This is a genomic window from Mesorhizobium sp. M0701, assembly GCF_040320365.1.
GTDB lineage: Bacteria > Pseudomonadota > Alphaproteobacteria > Rhizobiales > Rhizobiaceae > Mesorhizobium.
The window spans coordinates 92,989-110,222 of the sequence record NZ_JAMYPO010000018.1; the positions used below are offsets into that span (position 1 = coordinate 92,989).

Below are 17,234 nucleotides of genomic sequence, written 5' to 3' on the forward strand. Positions count from 1 at the left end.
AACGCGACGCGCTTTAAGCGTGGCGCCGGTTCACCGTGCCCGGCCTTCCGGCGATCGAAAGCCGCGTGTCCTGCCGGCTCCGCTCGGCCACCACCTTGCCTCTGGCGATGACGCAGAGGCGCTCGGGGCGCAGCCGCAGCGCTTCGACCGGATTGCCGGCATCGAGAACGACCAGGCTGGCGCGCTTGCCGACGGCCAGGCCAAGGTGATCGAGGCCCATGATGGCTGCATTGACGTTGGTGACCATGTCGAAGCAGCGCGCCATCTCGGCCGGGCTCGACATCTGCGCGACATGCAGGCCCATGAAGGCGACGTCGAGCATGTCTGCGGTGCCCAGCGAATACCAGGGGTCGAGCACGCAATCCTGGCCCCAGCCGACGCGGATGCCTTGCGCCAGCATCTCCTTGACCCGCGTCAGTCCGCGGCGCTTGGGAAAGGTGTCGTGGCGGCCCTGCAGCATGATGTTGATCAGCGGATTGGGGATCGCCGAAACGCCGGCCTCGGCAATCAGCGGCAATAGCTTCGAAACGTAGTAATTATCCATCGAATGCATCGATGTCAGGTGCGAGCCGGCCACTCTGCCCTGCAACCCGAGCCGCTGCGTCTCATAGGCAAGCTGCTCGATGTGGCGCGACAGCGGATCGTCGGTCTCGTCGCAATGCAAGTCGACCATCAGGCCGCGCCTGGCCGCCATCTCGCAGAGTTCCGTCACCGAGCGCGTGCCGTCGGCCATTGTCCGCTCGAAATGCGGAATGCCGCCGACGACATCGACGCCCATGTCGAGCGCGCGGATGGTGTTTTGGCGCGCCGTCGGCGAGCGATAGAAGCCGTCCTGCGGAAAGGCGACCAGTTGCAGGTCGATATAGGGGGCGACCGTCTTCTTCACCTCGAGCAGCGCTTCCACCGCCAGCAGGCGGTCGTCGCAAACATCGACATGGGTGCGGATGGCGAGCAGGCCCATCGACACCGCCCAGTCGCAATAGGCGAGCGCACGGTCGCGCACCGCTTCGTGGGTCAGAAGCGGCTTCAACTCGCCCCAAAGCGAGATGCCTTCGAGCAGCGTGCCCGAGACATTGATGCGCGGAATGCCGAGCGAAAGCGTGGCGTCCATATGGAAATGCGGATCGACGAAGGGCGGCGAGACCAGATTGCCATGGGCATCGATCGCCGTGCCGGCGCTGACGTTCAGCTCGGGCTCTATCGCTGCGATCGTTTCGCCGACGATGCCGATATCCGCGATCCTGCCGTCGGGCAGCGTCCCGCCGCGCACCACAAGGTCAAAATCCATCTAGCGCCACCTCGTTCAAAAAAGCCGTTTCTTTCCATGCAGCGTGCTGCCGCAAGGCGGAACCTTCAGGCGCGGCCCTTCCCTTCTTCCCTTGTGGAAGAAGGTGGCCGCGAAGCGGCCAGATGAGGGGTGTTCCAGCTTGGCGCCGGCGGCACTCCGTCCAGCACCCCTCAACCGTCTTGGCGTTGCGCGCCAATCCACCTTCTCCCACAAAGGGAGAAGGAAAAGCCTCTATTCCGGCACGTACCGCACCGCCCCCTTGGCGGCACTTGTCGCCATCGCCGCATAGGCGCGCAAGGCCGTCGTCACCTTGCGCTTGCGCTTTTCTTCGGGCTTCCAGGCAGCCGTTCCCCTGGCCTCCATCGCGGCACGACGGGCGATGAGTTCGGCGTCGTCGACAGCAAGCCTGATGGTGCGGTTGGGGATATCGATCTCGATCGTGTCGCCTTCCCTGACCAGCCCGATCAGACCGCCTTCCGCGGCTTCCGGCGAGACATGGCCGATCGACAGGCCGGAGGTGCCGCCGGAAAAACGACCGTCGGTGATCAGTGCGCAGGCTTTGCCGAGGCCTTTCGATTTCAAATAGCTGGTCGGGTAGAGCATTTCCTGCATGCCGGGTCCGCCGCGTGGCCCTTCATAGCGGATGACGACGACATCGCCGGCCTGGATCTTGTTCGACAGGATCGCCTTGACGCTGGCGTCCTGGCTTTCGAACACTCTTGCCGGACCGGTGAATTTCAGGATCGATTCATCGACGCCCGCCGTCTTCACGATGCAGCCATCGATTGCCAGATTGCCTTTCAGCACGGCAAGGCCGCCATCCCTGGAGAAAGGATGTTCGGCCGAGCGGATGACGCCCTTCTCGCGGTCGAGATCGAGATCGTCCCAGCGGCGGTCTTGGCTGAACGCGACTTGCGTCGGCACGCCGCCGGGTGCCGCCAGGAAGAAATCCCGGACATTCTGGCTGGTGGTGCGCGAAATGTCCCAATGATCGAGCGCTTCGCCGAGGCTTGCGGTGTGCACCGTCGGCAGGTCGCGGTTGATCAGCCCGGCGCTATCCAACTGGCCGAGGATGGCCATGATGCCGCCGGCGCGATGGACATCCTCCATGTGGACGTCAGCCTTGGCCGGAGCCACCTTGCACAGCACCGGCACCCGCCGGGACAGCCGGTCGATGTCCTCCATGGTGAAGTCGACCTCGCCCTCATGTGCCGCGGCGAGGATGTGCAGGACCGTGTTGGTCGAGCCGCCCATGGCGATGTCGAGCGTCATGGCGTTCTCGAAGGCGCCCTTCGAGGCGATGCTGCGCGGCAGCGCGGTGTCGTCGTCCTGCTCGTAATAGCGCTGGGCAAGATCGACGATCAGGTGGCCGGCCTCGACGAACAGGCGCTTGCGGTCGGCATGCGTCGCCAGCGTCGAGCCGTTGCCGGGCAGCGAGAGGCCGAGCGCCTCGGTCAGGCAGTTCATCGAATTGGCGGTGAACATGCCGGAGCAGGAGCCACAGGTCGGACAGGCCGATCGCTCGATGATCCTGACGTCCTCGTCGGACACTTTGTCGTCGGCGGCCGCGACCATAGCGTCGACCAGATCAAGCGCCTGGCTCTTGCCGGCGAGCACCACCTTGCCGGCCTCCATCGGCCCGCCGGAGACGAAGACGGTCGGGATGTTGAGGCGCAGCGACGCCATCAGCATGCCGGGCGTGATCTTGTCGCAATTCGAGATGCAGACCATCGCGTCGGCGCAGTGCGCGTTGACCATGTATTCGACCGAGTCGGCGATCAATTCGCGCGACGGCAGCGAATAGAGCATGCCGTCATGGCCCATGGCGATGCCGTCATCGACGGCAATGGTGTTGAACTCCTTGGCGACGCCGCCGGCTTTTTCGATCTCGCGGGCAACCAGCTGGCCGAGATCCTTCAAATGGACATGGCCCGGCACGAATTGGGTGAAGGAATTGACCACGGCAATGATCGGCTTGCCGAAATCCGAGTCCTTCATGCCGGTAGCGCGCCACAGGCCGCGGGCGCCGGCCATGTTGCGGCCATGGGTGGTGGTGCGGGAACGGTAGGCGGGCATTGAACTGTCCTTGCTGTCTGCGTCGCGCCCAAAGGTGCGGAAAACCGGAATTGAGCCGCAGGCCTTATAGACGGCACACTCTGGTCTGGCCACAATTTTGCGCTGCGCCAGGGTGCGGAACGAGCGGCCGGCCAAAGACGCAGCCGGCCCAGACCGTAAAAAAGTCAGAGGTGCTGTCGGGTCGGGTTTCGTTCGAGCGTCCTTGGGCAGACGGCGGACCGGGCATCAATTGCCAGCCGGCCGTTTTGCGAGCGAAACAAGCCAAAACCAGCCCGAGGAGCAAGCGAATGCAAAAGATCACCCCCTGCCTGTGGTTCGACGACCAGGCCCAGGAGGCCATGAACCATTATGTCTCCATCTTCAAGAATTCGAAGGTGCTGAGCGTGATGCGCTGGCCCAAGGGCAGCGGCGATAATGAGGGCAAGGTGCTGATGGTCTCATTCGAGCTCGACGGCGTTCAGTTCCAGGCGCTCAACGGCGGCCCGCAATTCAAGTTCACCCAGGCAGTCTCGCTCTCCATCGACTGCAAGACGCAGGAAGAGGCCGACTATTTCTGGGACAGGCTCATCGCGGGCGGTGGCCAGCCCAGCCAGTGCAGCTGGCTGAAGGACAAATTCGGCCTCTCCTGGCAGGTCGTTCCCGAGCAGCTGCCCAGGCTGCTGCTGGACCCCGATAGGGAAAAGGCCGGCCGCGTGATGCAGGCGATGATGCAGATGAGCAAGATCGACATCGCCAAGATCGAAGAGGCAGCGAAAGGGTGAACGAACGCGATCTTTCCTTCTCCCCTTGTGGGAGAAGGTGGATCGGCGCGAAGCGCCGAGACGGTTGAGGGGTGCTGGACGGAATGAGACGTTGGTGTTTCCTGGAACACCCCTCATCCGTCGCCTTCGGCGACACCTTCTCCCACAAGGGGAGAAGGGAAAACCAACAGCTCAAGCCGCCCCGTCGCGGACCTGATAATCCTTGACCGCGGTGAAGCGGATCGCCTTCCAGCGCTCGGCCTCGTAGTTGAGCGAGAAGGCGTGCTGGGCGAGGAACACCGGATCGTTGTCGAGGTCGCGGGCAATGTCGCCGCGATGCGCCTCGATGAAGCGCTGGAGCTCGGCCTTGTCGTCGGCCGATATCCAGCGGCAGACGGAAAAGCGCGACATCTCGAAATCGACCGGCAGCGTGTATTCGAAGTTTAGCCGCTCCTTCAAGACGTCGAGCTGCAGGGCGCCGACGACGCCGACGATGGCTGGCGAGCCGTCCTCCGGCGAGAACAATTGCACGACGCCTTCCTCGGCCATCTGGTGCAGCGCTTCCTTGAGCTTCTTGGCTTTCATGGCATCGCCGAGGCGAACGCGGCGCAGGATTTCAGGCGCGAAATTCGGCACGCCGCGAAACAGGATCTCCTCGCCTTCGGTCAGCGTGTCGCCGATGCGCAGCGTGCCGTGGTTGGGGATGCCGACGACATCGCCGGCGAACGCCTCGTCGGCCGTGACGCGGGTGCGGGCGAAGAAGAATTGCGGTGCCGACAGGCTCATCGGTTTTCCCGTGCGCACCAGCTTGGCCTTCATGCCGCGCTCGAGCTTGCCGGAGCAGACGCGGACGAAAGCGATGCGGTCGCGATGGTTGGGGTCCATATTGGCCTGGATCTTGAAGACGAAGGAGGTCATCTTGTCCTCGGTCGCCTCGACCTTGCGGCTGTCGGCCTCCTGCGCGCGCGGCGGCGGCCCGTAGGCGCCGAGCGCCTCGATCAGGTCGCGCACGCCGTAATTGCGCAGCGCCGAGCCGAAATAGACCGGCGTCAAATGGCCCTCGCGGAAGGCATCGAGGTCGAGCGGGCGACAGGCCGCGCGCGCCAGCTCCAGCTCCTCGATGAAGGCCTCGCGCTCGTTCTCCGGCAACAGGCCGGCGACGCGGTTGGAATCGGGTCCATTGACCGGCGTGCGCTCCTTTTCGGCGTCGCCCTTGCGCACCGCGTTCAGCGCCAGATGGTAGGTCCCGGAAAAGGTCTTGCCGCGGCCGATCGGCCAGGTGATCGGTGCTGTATCCAGTGCCAGCTTCTGCTCGATCTCATCGAGGATGTCGAATGGATCTCGGCTTTCGCGGTCCATTTTGTTGACGAAGGTGATGATCGGGATGTCGCGCAGCCGGCAGACCTCGAACAGTTTCAGCGTGCGCGGCTCGATGCCCTTGGCGGCGTCGATCACCATGACGGCGCTGTCGACCGCCGACAGCGTGCGATAGGTGTCGTCGGCGAAATCCTCGTGGCCGGGCGTGTCGAGCAGGTTGAAGACGGTGTCCTCGTATTCGAAGGTCATCACCGAGGTGACCACCGAAATGCCGCGCTCGCGTTCGATCTTCATCCAGTCCGAGCGGGTCTGGATGCGGTCCTTCTTGGCCTTGACCTCGCCGGCAAGCTGGATGGCGCCGCCGAACAAAAGCAGTTTTTCGGTGAGCGTCGTCTTGCCGGCGTCGGGGTGGGCAATGATCGCGAAAGTGCGGCGGCGCGATACCGCTTGTTCGATGTCTTCAGCCAATTTCATGGAATCCTGTCTGTGGCGCGGGCTTCTAGCAGCGCTTTTCCGGCCTGTCGAACGGAAACACCGCTGATACCCCGGGCAGCAGGTTCAGTCTCTGACGATAGCCGCCTGCGTGACCGAGCCAGCGTCATCCAGGCGCATAACCAGCCATTCAGAATCGATCGAAAAAAATCCTCTTTCCGAACCAAGAATATAAACCAGACTCCAGTCCTCGAAATAGTCCGTCTTCGGCGGCTCGCCGAGCATGGCAACAACTTCTGCTCGCGATTTCCCAACCAACGCCCCGGTCAGCACCAAACCGTCAGCAATGCGATGGCGCTTATGCAAAGGATCCAGCCAGTTGTCGTCCTGCCACCAAGATCGAACGATCGGCAGCGGGCCGAAGAAGACGGCATAGACAATGGCGGCTCCGGCTGCAGCAAAAACCAGCCCTTTTATCCAGCGGCGCAAATGACCCTCATGTGATTGAGCTGAACGTTTCCAGTGAGGCGATCGTCATCGACCCGCTTCGAGAGCGGTCCCGGCAACGCTCTTGGCAAGTCTGTAGCATGGTGGCAATGAGGGCAAGAAGTCCTGGGCGTTTGAAGGTACACAGCCGCGAGCAAGAACATCATCGTCATTGGATCCGGCATCATTGGCGCCTCCATCGCTTGGCACCGGGAGAGCTAAGCTGTCGACCTCTCCGGCTGCCGCAGCCGCCGGTTCATATCCCGACCTCAGGCCGATTCGGTCGCTCGGCTCTCGAAGGCCACCTCCGGAATCCACTCGGCAATTGCGGCGCCGATCCTGTCGGCATGGTCCTCCTGCAGATAATGCGCGCCGGGTCCGAGATCGATCAACCGGCAGTTCTTCAGGCCGGCCGCGGATTCCCGTGCCGCCTGCGGCGAGACGAGGGCCCCCGGATCGCCTGAGAAAAGCAGCTTCGGGTAGGAGGAGAGCCGGAGCGCCCGATGGTCGTGCTCGCTGATCGCAGCGACATCGGCGGGCTGGCCTTCAATCGGCAGGTCGCGCGGCAGCCGCAGGATCGGCTTGCGCGATTGCGGCGTCGGGAACGGTGCCCGGTAGGAGGCTATTTCCTCATCGCTCATCGTGCGCAGCACCGCAGCCGGCAGCACCTTTTCGACGAAGACGTTGTCTTCCAGGACAAGCTTCTCACCGACGCCAGGCGTGCGCATTGCCTTGAACAATTCGCGCGCCTGCGGACGCTGGTGGAAATCGTCCCAGCTCTCGAAGGGACGGATGAATTCCATGAAGGCGAGGCCGAGGATCCGCTGCGGCCGCCGGGCTGCGAGATGGAAGGCGAGCGCGGTGCCCCAGTCCTGCGCGACGACCACCATGTCGGTGATGCCAAGCGTCTCGATGAAGGCGTCGAGATAGCGGACGTGGTCGAAGAAGCGATAGTCGATGTCCGGCTTGCCGGATTGGCCATAGCCGATCAGGTCGGGCGCAATGCAGCGGCCGAACGGCGCCACATGCGGGATGATGTCGCGCCAGATGTAGGACGACGTCGGGTTGCCGTGCAGGAAGAGTACCGTCGGGCCAGCCGTGCCTGCCTCGACATAGGAGATGGTGGAATCGAGCACCGCGACTTGCGAGCGTGGCACCGTTGTGCGGGATTGCTGCTTTTCGAGTTTCGGGTTCATCGGATCAGCTCCTTTTTGCGAAGACTGTTTTGAAGACGATATTCTTGAAACGCTCGAGCGGTTCGGGACTGCGCTCCACCTTCATGCGCAGCATCGCGCCTTGCCAGGAACTCAACAGGAAATCGGCGAGGTCCTCGGCATCGAACGCGTCGGTGATGTCGCCAGCCGCTTGGCCCTCGGCGATGCATTCGGCAAAGGGCTTACGCCAGCGTTCGAAAATGGCGACGAGTTGCAGCCTCAGCGCCTCGCTGTGAGCCGCCGTCTCGAGGCTGAGATTGCCGATCATGCAGCCCCGTGCCCAATCATGCGCCTCCAGCTTCGACGTGATGATTTCGAGATAGCGTCGCAAGCGCCCGACCGGGGGCGTGCCGTCCCGAGCAAGGGCCTGCTCCACCAAACCGCTCACATAGGCGAAATAGCGGTCCAGCACCTCGCCGGTGAACGCCTCCTTGGAGACAAAATGATTGGTGAAGGACCCCGGGCGGGCATCGGCCGCGGCGACGATGTCGCGTACGCCGGCGGCCGAATAGCCGGAGCTCCAGATGGTTTTGAAACCGGCGTCGAGAAGTTTTTCGCGAAGTGAATGTCTAGCCATCGCGGTACAATACGTACGTACGTATTAAAGTCAAGAGGCACATTTGATACGGCTCGCTCTTGGCAGAACCCACGGGCAATGGCATCGCAGTGGTGGTGTTGGAACGAGGAGTGAAGCATGACAGCTGCGAAAGAAGTGATCGTCATCGGCGCCGGCATCATCGGCGCCTCCATCGCCTGGCACCTGACCAGGGCTGGAGCAAAGGTGACGGTCGTTGCCGGCAGCGGCGCCGGCGGCGTCGCGACACCGAATTCCTTTGCCTGGATCAATGCCAGTTGGGGCAATCCGGAGGTCTATTTCCGCCTGCGCATTCGGTCGATGGCCGAATGGACGCGATTGGCGAACGAGGTGCCCGGCATCCCGTTGCAATGGTGCGGTGGCCTATGCTGGGACCTGCCACGTCCCGAACTTGAGGCCTATGCGGCCGAGCACTCCGCATGGGGCTACGGCATCGAGCGTGTCGACCGTGCCGGAGCGGCGCGCATCGAGCCAAATCTGACCGAGCTTCCCGATTTCGCCCTTTATGTCGCCGAGGAAGGCGTTGCCGAGCCGGTCGCCGCCACGCAAGCACTGCTGGCCGACGCCGAACGGCGCGGCGCGCGAATTGTAGCCGGGACGACCGTCACCGCTCTGGTGCAAGCCAACGGCAGGATTGCCGGCGTCGATACATCCGGCGGGCGGATTGCTGCCGACGAGGTGGTGATCGCGGCCGGAGCCGGCTCTCCGGCACTAGCGGCAATAGCCGGGATAGAACTGCCGATCGAGGCGCCGCCCGGCCTGATCGTGCATTCGCGCCCCTACGAAAAGCTGCTCAACGGCCTGGTGATCGGCGACCGCCTGCATATGCGCCAGACGGCGGAAGGCCGCATCATCGCCGGCTCGGATTTCGGCGGCGCCGATCCCGGCATGGATGCTGCGGCCACCGCCGGCGACCTGTTTGCGGCGATGAAAGCGATGCTGCGCGGCGCGGATGAGCTGGAACTCGATTTCCACTCCATTGGCTACCGGCCGACGCCGGTCGATGGCTTTCCGATCATTGGCCGCGCCGAAGGCACGAGCGGCGTCTACGTCGCGGTCATGCATTCCGGCATCACGCTGGCACCGGCCGTCGGCCTGTTTGTCGCCCGCGAAATCGTGGACGGCGAGCGCGATCCTCTGCTTGATCCCTACGGGCTGGCGCGATTTACTCAATAACCGGGCGGGCGGCGAAAGCCGCCGGCCAGCGGGTCGATTGCCCTGGCGATCCCGAGCAGGCGCGACTCCGACCAGCGTTTGCCAACAATCTGTAGTCCGATGGGCAGGCCATTGCTGTCCTGCCCGCAGGGCAGCGACAGGGCGGGATGGCCGCTGTAGTTGAACACCGCGCCATAGGCCGGCAGCATCCAGTAGCTTTGCTTCTCGCCGTCGACCTCGATCGACGCTCCCGGCTCGCAATGCGGAAAGGCTGTGACCATGGCGACGGGGCACAGCAAGGCGTCGCAGCCGTTGAAAAACCGATCCCAGGCCAGGATGGAACGGTCGCGGCGGGCGAGCGCCTCGAACCAGCGCGAGACCGGTGTCGGCTTCTCCCGCGGTTCGGGCTGGGCCGCCTCCAGCATCATGCCGATCAGCGCGCCGCCTTGCTCCAGATCGTCGTGCAGGTCGAGCTTCGGCAACTTAGCTTCCTCGACGATGGCGCCCGCGGCCTGAAGCTCTTTTGCCAGACTTTCGACCGCCGCGCTGATTTCGCCGGCCACCGGAAAGCCCGGAAAGGACGGCGCGACGGCAATCCGCAAATTTCTGAGATCCAGCTCCGGCATGGTTTCGACCGGTACCGGCGCAAGGTCGGTATCGCTTCCATCCGGCCCGGCAATGAGGCCGTAGATCAGTGCCAGGTCCTCGACGCTGCGCGCCATCGGTCCGAGGCAGGAGATCAGCCTCACGCTGCGCGGCGCCCCGCCTGGATCGGGGAAGGCGCCGGCGAGCGAGACGCGGTGCTCGGTCGGCTTGAGGCCGTAGACGCCGCAAAAGGCAGCGGGCAGCCGGATCGAATCCTGCATGTCGGTGCCGACCTCGAACGGCGTCATTCCGGTGCCGAGCGCCGCCGCCGCACCGCCACTGGAGCCGCCGGCGGTGCGCTGGAGATTCCAGGGATTGCCGGTGCGGCCAAACAGCGGATTGCTCGACTGCCAGTCACCGAGCATTGTCGCCACGTTCGTCTTGCCCACCAGTATGCCGCCTGCCGCCTTCAGCCGGGCAACGACCGGACTGTCTGCCCTCGGGGCATAGTCGGCGAAAGCCGGGAAGCCGACAGTGGTTCTCATGCCCGCTGTTTCGTGCGTGTCCTTCAGTGTGAACGGCACGCCGTGTAGCGGCCCAAGGGCCTCGCCGCGCGCCTGGGCTTCGTCGGCCTTGCCGGCGCGTTGCCGCGCACCTTCCCGATCGAGGGTTACGACTGCGTTGACCGCCTCATTGTGCCTGTCGATCTGCGCCAGATGCGCATCCAGCGCTTCCACAGCGGAAATCTTGCGGTCGCGAATGGCGGCAGCCAATTCTGTCGTCCGGGAAAAGACAATATCCATCGTGGATGCTCCGGGCTATCGCGCCGCGATCCTCAAAATGGCGGATTGGCGCGTGGATGCAAGCCTGGCTCGGCATTCGACGATGGCGGCGCTTGATCGGGATTGCGCTGCGGGGCCTGTTGGGGGGCGGCCCTGTCCAGCGGCCTCGCTGCGCTCGGTACCTCTACGGCTTACCGTCCTCTGTTATGCGTCCGCTCATAGAGCTCACGGATGATGCCGCTTGCCGTGGTCTCGAACAGAAACGGCAAGAAAGCATGAATGAGCGCGGCAAAGGCCGCCATGAACAATCGCGACGAGAACCATGCGGCGAAAGCCATATGGCCGAAATAGCTCTCGCCGACCGCGGCCGGGTGAGAGGTGAAAAGTCTTGCGAGCCGTGCGGTCATGTCAATCCCTCCTGCCGGCATGAAGAGCCGGCGATGAGTATACTGGCACTGGTGTTCGGTTCATCGGTCTCAAATTGTCCTTGTGAAAGGCTGAATTTTGGGACAAACATCCCACATGGCGCAGGAAATCGACGAAATAGACCGGAGATTGCTGGCCGAGCTGCAACGCGACGGCACGCTGTCCGTCGACCAGCTCTCGGCAAGAATATCGCTGTCGCGCAATGCCTGCTGGCGCCGGGTCAAGCGGCTGGAGGAAGACGGCGTCATCACCGGCCGGGTGGCGCTGGTCGACGCCGACAAGCTTGGGCTCGGCCTTTCGGTGTTCATCCTGATCCGCACCTCCAACCACGATCCGGACTGGCTGCAAAGATTCCGAGCGGCGGTGACTGGCTTTGCCGAGATCACCGGCGCTTACCGCATGTCCGGCGATCTCGACTATGTCCTGCGCGCCCGCGTCGCCGATGTGAAGGCCTATGACCGGCTCTATCAACGGCTGATCGCCAAGGTGGCACTGTCGGACGTTTCGGCCTCCTTCGTCATGGAGGAGATCAAGGAGACCACGGTCGTTCCGATGGAACTGCGCTGAAGCGGAACTGTGCTGAAAGAAAGCCGTTGATAGCATTGCCGCCGAGTTGACTGAACCGGCGTTCGCGACGATAGGATCAGCCTCATGCGCGCAGCACTTTATCCCACCTCCGTCATCGGTCCGGCTGTCGGCTTCGTCAGGCTGCCGCATGGCGAGGGATTGCCGCTTCCTGCCTATGAGAGCTCGGGCGCCGCCGGCATGGACCTGCGCGCCGCCGTCCCGGACGACAGGCCGCTTTTGATCCTGCCGGGAAAGCGCGCGCTGGTGCCGACCGGGCTGGTCCTGGAAATTCCGGAGGGCGTCGAAGGCCAGGTCCGGCCGCGTTCCGGCCTCGCCTTCAAGCACGGGCTCACCTGCCTCAACACGCCGGGCACCATCGACAGCGACTATCGCGGCGAGGTCAAGGTGCTGCTGATCAATCTCGGCGACGAGGATTTCGCGGTGACGCGCGGCATGCGGATCGCCCAGATCGTCTTCGCCCCGGTGACGCAGGCGACCGTCGAGGAGCGCACATTGGCTGGCGGCACGGCGCGCGGCTCGGGCGGTTTCGGATCGACCGGCACGGCCTGATGAAAATACCCAAGCTCGTCATCTTCGATTGCGACGGGGTTCTGGTCGACACCGAGAACCTGGCCAATCGGCGCCTCGCCGAATGGCTGACCGCGGCCGGCTTTCCGGCCAGCTTCGAATATTGCCGCAAGAATTTCTCCGGCCGCAGCATGGTCTCGGTGCAGAAGGAAGTCGAGGCGACCGGCGTCAGCCTCGGCGCCGATTTCGTCGAGCGCTGGAACGCCGGCCTGCCGGACCTGTTCGCGCATGGCGTCGAGGCCATCCCCTACGTTCGCGAGTTCATCGAAACCGTGCACGCCGCCGGCATCGCCACCTGCGTCGCCTCGTCGGCACGGGTATCGAAAATGCACATCACGCTCGGTCAGACCGGGCTGCTGCCGCTGTTCGAGCATGCGCTGTTCAGCTCGACCATGGTCTCGCGCGGCAAGCCGTTCCCCGACCTCTTCCTGCATGCGGCAGCGACGATGGGCTTCGCACCCGCCGACTGCATCGTCATCGAGGACAGCGTCGCCGGCACGGCAGCCGGCATCGCCGCCGGCATGCGCGTCTATTCCTACCACGGCGACCCGCTTTCCGACCGCGACGGGCTGATCGAAGCCGGCGGCATCCTGTTCGACGACATGCGTGAACTGGCCGGGCTGGTGCCGATCCACTGATCGCCTTTGCGCAGCCTGCATGCGCGCCCGATCTCAGACCGGGCGCGGCGCCCCAAGTACTCGGTCGACCGTGTCGCGTATGAGACTGCGCAGATTGGCCGGCCTGTCGAGATGGCTGACGACAAGGAGGCCGTCGGCCGCCACCGTTAGCGCGTCCGCGGTGCGGTCCGGATCGGAATTTGCGTCAGCGATCAGCAGATCCCTGAGGATGCCCCACTTCCAGTGACGATGCTGATCGATCGCTTGGCGAACCGGGCTGCTGGGATCGGGGTATTCGGCAGCGGCATTCTGGAACGGGCAGCCGCGGTAGCCCGGCTGATCCGCCGCGTCGGCGATGAGATCGAATATGGCAAGGATCATCTGGCGAGGTGGCCGCCGGCCAAGGCTCGCGATTGCCGCCCGTCCTCCCTTGCTGAGCTCCTCGATATAGGCGCGGACGAGGTCGTCCTTGGCCGCGAAGTGATGATAGAACGTCGCCTTGGCAACGCCGGCCTCGGCGATGATGCGGTCGATGCCGACTGCACGGACCCCCTCCAGAGAAAACAGCGCGGTCGCCGTATCGAGGATGCGGCGGCGCGCAAGACTTTCGGGACGATCGTTGATTCGGGCTGCGGACATGCCTTGACCGTATAGCAGACAGGTCTGTATACATCCACATGTAGACAGACAGGTCTACCTATTAACAGAGGGACCAGCGAACATGGCTTCGATAGTCAGGGAAATCATCGTAGATGCTTCACCGGAAAGCGTATGGGCGACGGTGGGCGACTTCGCCGGCGGCGCCCAACGGATAGCCCCAGGCGTTTTCGTCGACTGCCGGGTGGATGAGGGCGACGTGCGGGCCCTTACTTTCGCCGACGGCAAGATCGTGCGAGAGCGGCTCATCGCCCGCGACGAGCAGAGCCGGCGGATCGTGTGGGGATGGCTCGGCGATGAGGTCACCCACGATAATACCTCCATGCAGGTCTTTGCCGAGGGCGAGGGCCGGAGCCGCCTGGTCTGGATCCACGACACTCTGCCCGACGAACTCGGCGCGTGGCTCGCAGTCGCCATGGATCAGCTGGTGCCGGTTTTCCAGCAGACCCTGGCGAGCCAAGCCAAGCCAACATAGTGAGGCAACGCCAGGTGTTTCCTCTTGGCCGCAAAATGCTTTAGCTTGCGCGCGCCCGACATAACGAGCGCGCGCATGACCTCCTTCCTGCTTCGTTTCATCTTTGCCTGCCTGCTGCTGCCCTGTCTTTGGACGACGGCCAGCGCGGAGGCCGTCAGCTTCCCGGAGCTCGGCAGCGCCGTCCCCGGCCACGGCGATGTCACCTATCTCGATCTCGCCAGGATGGTCATTCCCGATCTGGCCGCGGACAAGGACGGCTTTTTCCGGGGTTCGATTCCGATCGAGATGCGCCACATCGCTGGACCGGACTACGACGGCTCGCCGCCGGCGACGTCGGGTCTTTCCAGCGGCGACGTGCTCGACATCAAGGCCGGCGGCAAGGACCGGCTGGCGATGCTGCTCGACCTCGGCGACTCGCCTGACAGCGCCGAGGGTTATGCCGTGCTGGCACTCTACGACATCACCGGCAAGCCGGCCTTGCTCGACGCGGTCAATGTTGCCGTCGACCGCAGCACCTACTTTCGCGATCCGGGCAAGCTGTCGATCGGGCCCGGCGATGACGTCATCATCACCACGAGCACGCATTTCAATTCGAGCCAGGGCTATGTGATCGCACCGCTGGTCATGGTCCGCAACGACAGGTTCGAGCTGATCGACATGATCTATACGTTCGACGAAAACCTCTGCACCAACCGAAGGACGCAGAATGCGGCCTTCCAGGCGATTGCCGACGGCCAGCCTTATGCAGCCATCAAGGTTACGGTGACCGACGCGACAGTGCCGGGCGATGAAAGCTGCGACGGCCAGCCGCCGCCAGAGGCGTCTTCGCGCGACATTTCCGTCACCTATCATTGGGACAAAAACGCTTCGCGCTACGTCAAGGATTCCGACGCGCTGGACCGATTGGCAGATGAAAACGCCAAACGCTTCTGAGCCAACCGCATTTGTTTGCCCGGCGCCTTCCGCCGGGCTAGAATTTGCCTCACATTCTGCACTGGAGGGGAGCATCCATGGACAAGGGCAAGATTTTTCGCGACCTGCATGCCTCGATCTTCGTCATGGCCAATTCCTGGGACGTCGGCACGACCAAGCTCTTGGCCTCGTTCGGCTTCAAGGCGCTGGCCACGACCAGCGCCGGCTTTGCCTTTTCGCGCGGCCTGCCGGACGGCGCGGTGACGTTCGAGGCGATGATCCATCATTGCCGTGAAGTGTCAGCGGCGACCGGGCTGCCGGTTTCGGCCGACCTCGAAAAGGGCAAGGGCGACAGCGCGACAAGTGCCGGCGAGACCATCTTCGCCGCCGAGGCGGCTGGCCTCGCCGGCTGCTCGATCGAGGACCATACCGGCGAGCCCGCCAAGCCGATCTATGATTTTTCGCATGCCGTCGATCGCGTCGCGGCGGCGGCGGAAGCGGCACGGGCACTGAAACGCGATTTCGTCTTCACCGCGCGGGCCGAGAATTTCCTGTGGGGCAAGCCCGACCTCGACGACACGATCAAGCGGCTGCAGGCCTTCGAGAAAGCCGGTGCCGACGTGCTCTATGCACCGGGCCTGGGCGACATCGAGATGGTGCGAACCGTCTGCTCGGCGCTGACCAAGCCCGTGAACGTCATGGCCAGGCCCGGCTTCACCATCGCCGATCTTGCCATGGCGGGAGTAAAGCGCATCTCGCTCGGCCCATGGCTGACCAATTTCGCCTTCGGCATGCTGGAGACCGCGGCGCGCGAGATCCAGCAGGACGGCACCTTCGGATTCACCCGCGCCGCCATGCCGTTCGGCAAGCTGCAGGCGCTGTTTGCCAAACCTTCCGCCTAGGCCGGGGCCCGGCGAATGACGCTCACCGTCGTCGACATGCACACCGGCGGCGAGCCGCTGCGGATCGTCACCGGTGGCTATCCCGACATTCCCAAGGGCACGATCCTCGAAAAGCGTGCCTATGTGCGCGACCATCTCGATCATCTCAGAAAGATCCTGATGTTCGAGCCGCGCGGCCATTACGACATGTATGGCGCGCTGCTGGTGGAGCCCGACCTGCCGGGCGCCGACCTCGCGGTGCTGTTCATGCACAATGAGGGCTATTCGACGATGTGCGGCCACGCCATCGTCGCGCTCGGCCGCTACGCGATCGACGAACGGCTGGTGGCGCCACGCGAGCCGATGACGACCGTCAATATCGAGGCGCCATGCGGGCTGATTTCGGCTGCGGTCGAGGTAAGGGATGGCAAGGCCGGCGCGGTGTCCTTCGAAAGCGTGCCGGCGTTTCTGTTCGCCGGCGACCAGCGGATCGAGCTGCCGGGCTATGGTCCGGTCGGCTTCGACATCGCCTATGGCGGGGCCTTCTATGCACTCGCCGACTGCCGCCAGTTCGGGCTGGAATTTGGCAGGAACCGGGTGCGCGATTTCGTCGATGCGGCGACCGCGCTGACTGATAAGCTGAAGGCCGAATTGCCGCTGTCGCATCCCGACCATGCCGATCTCGCCTTTCTCTACGGCACAATCCTGACCGACGGACAGGATGCGTTCTCTGATACGCCGACCAAAAACATCTGCATTTTCGCCGAGGCCGAGGTCGACCGTTCGCCGACCGGCTCGGGCGTCACCGCGCAGCTGGCGGCCATGCATGCCAAGGGCCAGATCGAGATTGGCCAGACGCGGCTGTTCGAGAGCATCGCCGGCTCGCGCTTTTCCGGCGCCGTCGTACGCACGGCCACAGCCGGGCCGCATGACGCCATCATCGCCCGCGTCGGCGGCCGCGCCTACTACTCAGGACGGGCCGAATTCATCGTCGAGGACGATGATGAACTGGGCAGGGGTTTTCTGCTGAGATAGCGTGTGTTGATGTTCAACGATCTGGCAAGCAACGGTGGCTCGAGCCCAAGGCTGGGGGCTGGTGCCGATCAATGCCGCGACGCTCGTAGGTAACGGCATGGATCCCAGGGTCTCCGCCGCGTCGCTTCGCTCCTTGCTCCGCCCTAGGATGACGAAGTGGGAGGCCTCAGTTAACGTCGAGGTTCACGATTTGCCATCGGCTACCACCCTCTGCGCCGCGACGCCATCGCCAATCCCGACATCCGCGACTAGTCTTGAACCCCCCAACGCCTTCGTCATCCTAGGGCGGAGCAGGAGCGAAGCGACGTAGCGGAGACCCTAGGATCCATATGTGGACGGCGCCCTGCCTGCAACGGTTGTTTTGCGTCGTTTTCGATCGCTTGCGTCCATATGTCCGGCCTTTGAG

18 protein-coding genes are annotated in these 17,234 nt (G+C 63.9%); 9 read left to right on the plus strand and 9 right to left on the minus strand.

The annotated features are described in order from the left end of the window. Positions 1-13 precede the first annotated feature (13 nt). Both NKI24_RS18595 and ilvD read right to left on the minus strand, forming a co-directional pair. Complete coding sequence (locus tag NKI24_RS18595) at positions 14-1,288, minus strand: amidohydrolase family protein (RefSeq protein ID WP_352448487.1); 1,275 nt, start codon at positions 1,286-1,288, stop codon at positions 14-16. A 231-nt stretch (positions 1,289-1,519) separates the two neighbouring features. Next, entirely contained in the window at positions 1,520-3,364 is a 1,845-nt protein-coding gene (gene ilvD, locus NKI24_RS18600) for a dihydroxy-acid dehydratase (protein ID WP_352747257.1), read from the minus strand. 287 nt (positions 3,365-3,651) lie between these two features. Here ilvD and NKI24_RS18605 point away from each other — a divergent pair, with 287 nt between their 5' ends. Beyond that, positions 3,652-4,125, plus strand: coding sequence for a VOC family protein (locus tag NKI24_RS18605; protein ID WP_352747260.1), 474 nt, complete (start codon positions 3,652-3,654; stop codon positions 4,123-4,125). 171 nt (positions 4,126-4,296) lie between these two features. On the opposite strand, the gene NKI24_RS18610 is transcribed toward NKI24_RS18605, so the two are convergent. The 4 genes from NKI24_RS18610 to NKI24_RS18625 all read right to left on the minus strand — a co-directional run bounded on the left by NKI24_RS18610 (position 4,297) and on the right by NKI24_RS18625 (position 8,130). Next, positions 4,297-5,895, minus strand: coding sequence for a peptide chain release factor 3 (locus NKI24_RS18610; RefSeq protein WP_502901472.1), 1,599 nt, complete (start codon positions 5,893-5,895; stop codon positions 4,297-4,299). A gap of 84 nt (positions 5,896-5,979) precedes the next feature. Beyond that, the gene (locus tag NKI24_RS18615; protein WP_352458662.1) at positions 5,980-6,342 is read right to left on the minus strand and encodes a hypothetical protein; all 363 of its coding nucleotides are present in this window, start codon (positions 6,340-6,342) and stop codon (positions 5,980-5,982) included. Between the two features lie 266 nt (positions 6,343-6,608). Next, positions 6,609-7,535 carry a haloalkane dehalogenase gene (locus NKI24_RS18620; protein WP_352747262.1) on the minus strand — a complete coding sequence of 309 codons (927 nt, stop codon included), beginning with the start codon at positions 7,533-7,535 and terminating at the stop codon, positions 6,609-6,611. A 4-nt stretch (positions 7,536-7,539) separates the two neighbouring features. Further along, positions 7,540-8,130 (minus strand): TetR/AcrR family transcriptional regulator, encoded by a 591-nt coding sequence (locus NKI24_RS18625; protein WP_352577789.1) that lies wholly within the window; start codon positions 8,128-8,130, stop codon positions 7,540-7,542. A gap of 117 nt (positions 8,131-8,247) precedes the next feature. Here NKI24_RS18625 and NKI24_RS18630 point away from each other — a divergent pair, with 117 nt between their 5' ends. Next, the gene (locus NKI24_RS18630; RefSeq protein ID WP_352747265.1) at positions 8,248-9,324 is read left to right on the plus strand and encodes an NAD(P)/FAD-dependent oxidoreductase; all 1,077 of its coding nucleotides are present in this window, start codon (positions 8,248-8,250) and stop codon (positions 9,322-9,324) included. Here NKI24_RS18630 and NKI24_RS18635 read toward each other — a convergent pair. Both NKI24_RS18635 and NKI24_RS18640 read right to left on the minus strand, forming a co-directional pair. Beyond that, the gene (locus NKI24_RS18635; RefSeq protein ID WP_352747267.1) at positions 9,318-10,691 is read right to left on the minus strand and encodes an amidase; all 1,374 of its coding nucleotides are present in this window, start codon (positions 10,689-10,691) and stop codon (positions 9,318-9,320) included. The genes NKI24_RS18630 and NKI24_RS18635 overlap by 7 nt on opposite strands. Positions 10,692-10,861: 170 nt before the next feature. Further along, on the minus strand, positions 10,862-11,077 hold the full coding sequence (locus NKI24_RS18640; RefSeq protein ID WP_023717932.1) for a DUF6356 family protein: 216 nt from the start codon (positions 11,075-11,077) through the stop codon (positions 10,862-10,864). A gap of 115 nt (positions 11,078-11,192) precedes the next feature. On the opposite strand from NKI24_RS18640, the gene NKI24_RS18645 reads away from it, so the two are divergent. The 3 genes from NKI24_RS18645 (at position 11,193) to NKI24_RS18655 (ending at position 12,889) form a co-directional block, all read left to right on the plus strand. After that, the gene (locus NKI24_RS18645; RefSeq protein WP_352448497.1) at positions 11,193-11,663 is read left to right on the plus strand and encodes an Lrp/AsnC family transcriptional regulator; all 471 of its coding nucleotides are present in this window, start codon (positions 11,193-11,195) and stop codon (positions 11,661-11,663) included. 84 nt (positions 11,664-11,747) lie between these two features. Then, positions 11,748-12,233: a dUTP diphosphatase gene (dut, locus tag NKI24_RS18650; protein WP_352448498.1), complete on the plus strand. Its 486-nt coding sequence runs from the start codon at positions 11,748-11,750 to the stop codon at positions 12,231-12,233. After that, a complete protein-coding gene (locus NKI24_RS18655) occupies positions 12,233-12,889 on the plus strand; it encodes an HAD family hydrolase (RefSeq protein ID WP_352458656.1) in 657 nt (218 codons plus the stop codon). Before dut ends, NKI24_RS18655 begins: the two co-directional genes overlap by 1 nt. Before the next feature lie 33 nt (positions 12,890-12,922). Here the strand turns inward: NKI24_RS18655 and NKI24_RS18660 are convergent, their stop codons facing one another. Continuing rightward, complete coding sequence (locus tag NKI24_RS18660; protein ID WP_352747270.1) at positions 12,923-13,507, minus strand: TetR/AcrR family transcriptional regulator; 585 nt, start codon at positions 13,505-13,507, stop codon at positions 12,923-12,925. An 82-nt stretch (positions 13,508-13,589) separates the two neighbouring features. Here NKI24_RS18660 and NKI24_RS18665 point away from each other — a divergent pair, with 82 nt between their 5' ends. The 4 genes from NKI24_RS18665 to NKI24_RS18680 all read left to right on the plus strand — a co-directional run bounded on the left by NKI24_RS18665 (position 13,590) and on the right by NKI24_RS18680 (position 16,828). Continuing rightward, positions 13,590-14,000, plus strand: coding sequence for an SRPBCC family protein (locus NKI24_RS18665; RefSeq protein ID WP_352747273.1), 411 nt, complete (start codon positions 13,590-13,592; stop codon positions 13,998-14,000). A gap of 75 nt (positions 14,001-14,075) precedes the next feature. Next, on the plus strand, positions 14,076-14,933 hold the full coding sequence (locus NKI24_RS18670) for a hypothetical protein (protein ID WP_352747276.1): 858 nt from the start codon (positions 14,076-14,078) through the stop codon (positions 14,931-14,933). Positions 14,934-15,010: 77 nt separating this feature from the next. Continuing rightward, positions 15,011-15,814 (plus strand): isocitrate lyase/PEP mutase family protein, encoded by an 804-nt coding sequence (locus tag NKI24_RS18675; protein WP_352747278.1) that lies wholly within the window; start codon positions 15,011-15,013, stop codon positions 15,812-15,814. A 15-nt stretch (positions 15,815-15,829) separates the two neighbouring features. Next, positions 15,830-16,828, plus strand: a complete 999-nt coding sequence (locus NKI24_RS18680; protein WP_352747281.1) for a proline racemase family protein — start codon at positions 15,830-15,832, stop codon at positions 16,826-16,828. Positions 16,829-17,234 lie beyond the last annotated feature (406 nt).

Coding starts and splice junctions, on each gene's coding strand:
- NKI24_RS18595 (WP_352448487.1), bottom strand. CDS start 1,288: ATGGATTTTGACCTTGTGGTGCGCGGCGGGACGCTGCCCGACGGCAGG.
- ilvD (WP_352747257.1), bottom strand. CDS start 3,364: ATGCCCGCCTACCGTTCCCGCACCACCACCCATGGCCGCAACATGGCC.
- NKI24_RS18605 (WP_352747260.1), top strand. CDS start 3,652: ATGCAAAAGATCACCCCCTGCCTGTGGTTCGACGACCAGGCCCAGGAG.
- NKI24_RS18610 (WP_502901472.1), bottom strand. CDS start 5,895: ATGAAATTGGCTGAAGACATCGAACAAGCGGTATCGCGCCGCCGCACT.
- NKI24_RS18620 (WP_352747262.1), bottom strand. CDS start 7,535: ATGAACCCGAAACTCGAAAAGCAGCAATCCCGCACAACGGTGCCACGC.
- NKI24_RS18625 (WP_352577789.1), bottom strand. CDS start 8,130: ATGGCTAGACATTCACTTCGCGAAAAACTTCTCGACGCCGGTTTCAAA.
- NKI24_RS18630 (WP_352747265.1), top strand. CDS start 8,248: ATGACAGCTGCGAAAGAAGTGATCGTCATCGGCGCCGGCATCATCGGC.
- NKI24_RS18635 (WP_352747267.1), bottom strand. CDS start 10,691: ATGGATATTGTCTTTTCCCGGACGACAGAATTGGCTGCCGCCATTCGC.
- NKI24_RS18640 (WP_023717932.1), bottom strand. CDS start 11,077: ATGACCGCACGGCTCGCAAGACTTTTCACCTCTCACCCGGCCGCGGTC.
- NKI24_RS18645 (WP_352448497.1), top strand. CDS start 11,193: ATGGCGCAGGAAATCGACGAAATAGACCGGAGATTGCTGGCCGAGCTG.
- dut (WP_352448498.1), top strand. CDS start 11,748: ATGCGCGCAGCACTTTATCCCACCTCCGTCATCGGTCCGGCTGTCGGC.
- NKI24_RS18655 (WP_352458656.1), top strand. CDS start 12,233: ATGAAAATACCCAAGCTCGTCATCTTCGATTGCGACGGGGTTCTGGTC.
- NKI24_RS18660 (WP_352747270.1), bottom strand. CDS start 13,507: ATGTCCGCAGCCCGAATCAACGATCGTCCCGAAAGTCTTGCGCGCCGC.
- NKI24_RS18665 (WP_352747273.1), top strand. CDS start 13,590: ATGGCTTCGATAGTCAGGGAAATCATCGTAGATGCTTCACCGGAAAGC.
- NKI24_RS18670 (WP_352747276.1), top strand. CDS start 14,076: ATGACCTCCTTCCTGCTTCGTTTCATCTTTGCCTGCCTGCTGCTGCCC.
- NKI24_RS18675 (WP_352747278.1), top strand. CDS start 15,011: ATGGACAAGGGCAAGATTTTTCGCGACCTGCATGCCTCGATCTTCGTC.
- NKI24_RS18680 (WP_352747281.1), top strand. CDS start 15,830: ATGACGCTCACCGTCGTCGACATGCACACCGGCGGCGAGCCGCTGCGG.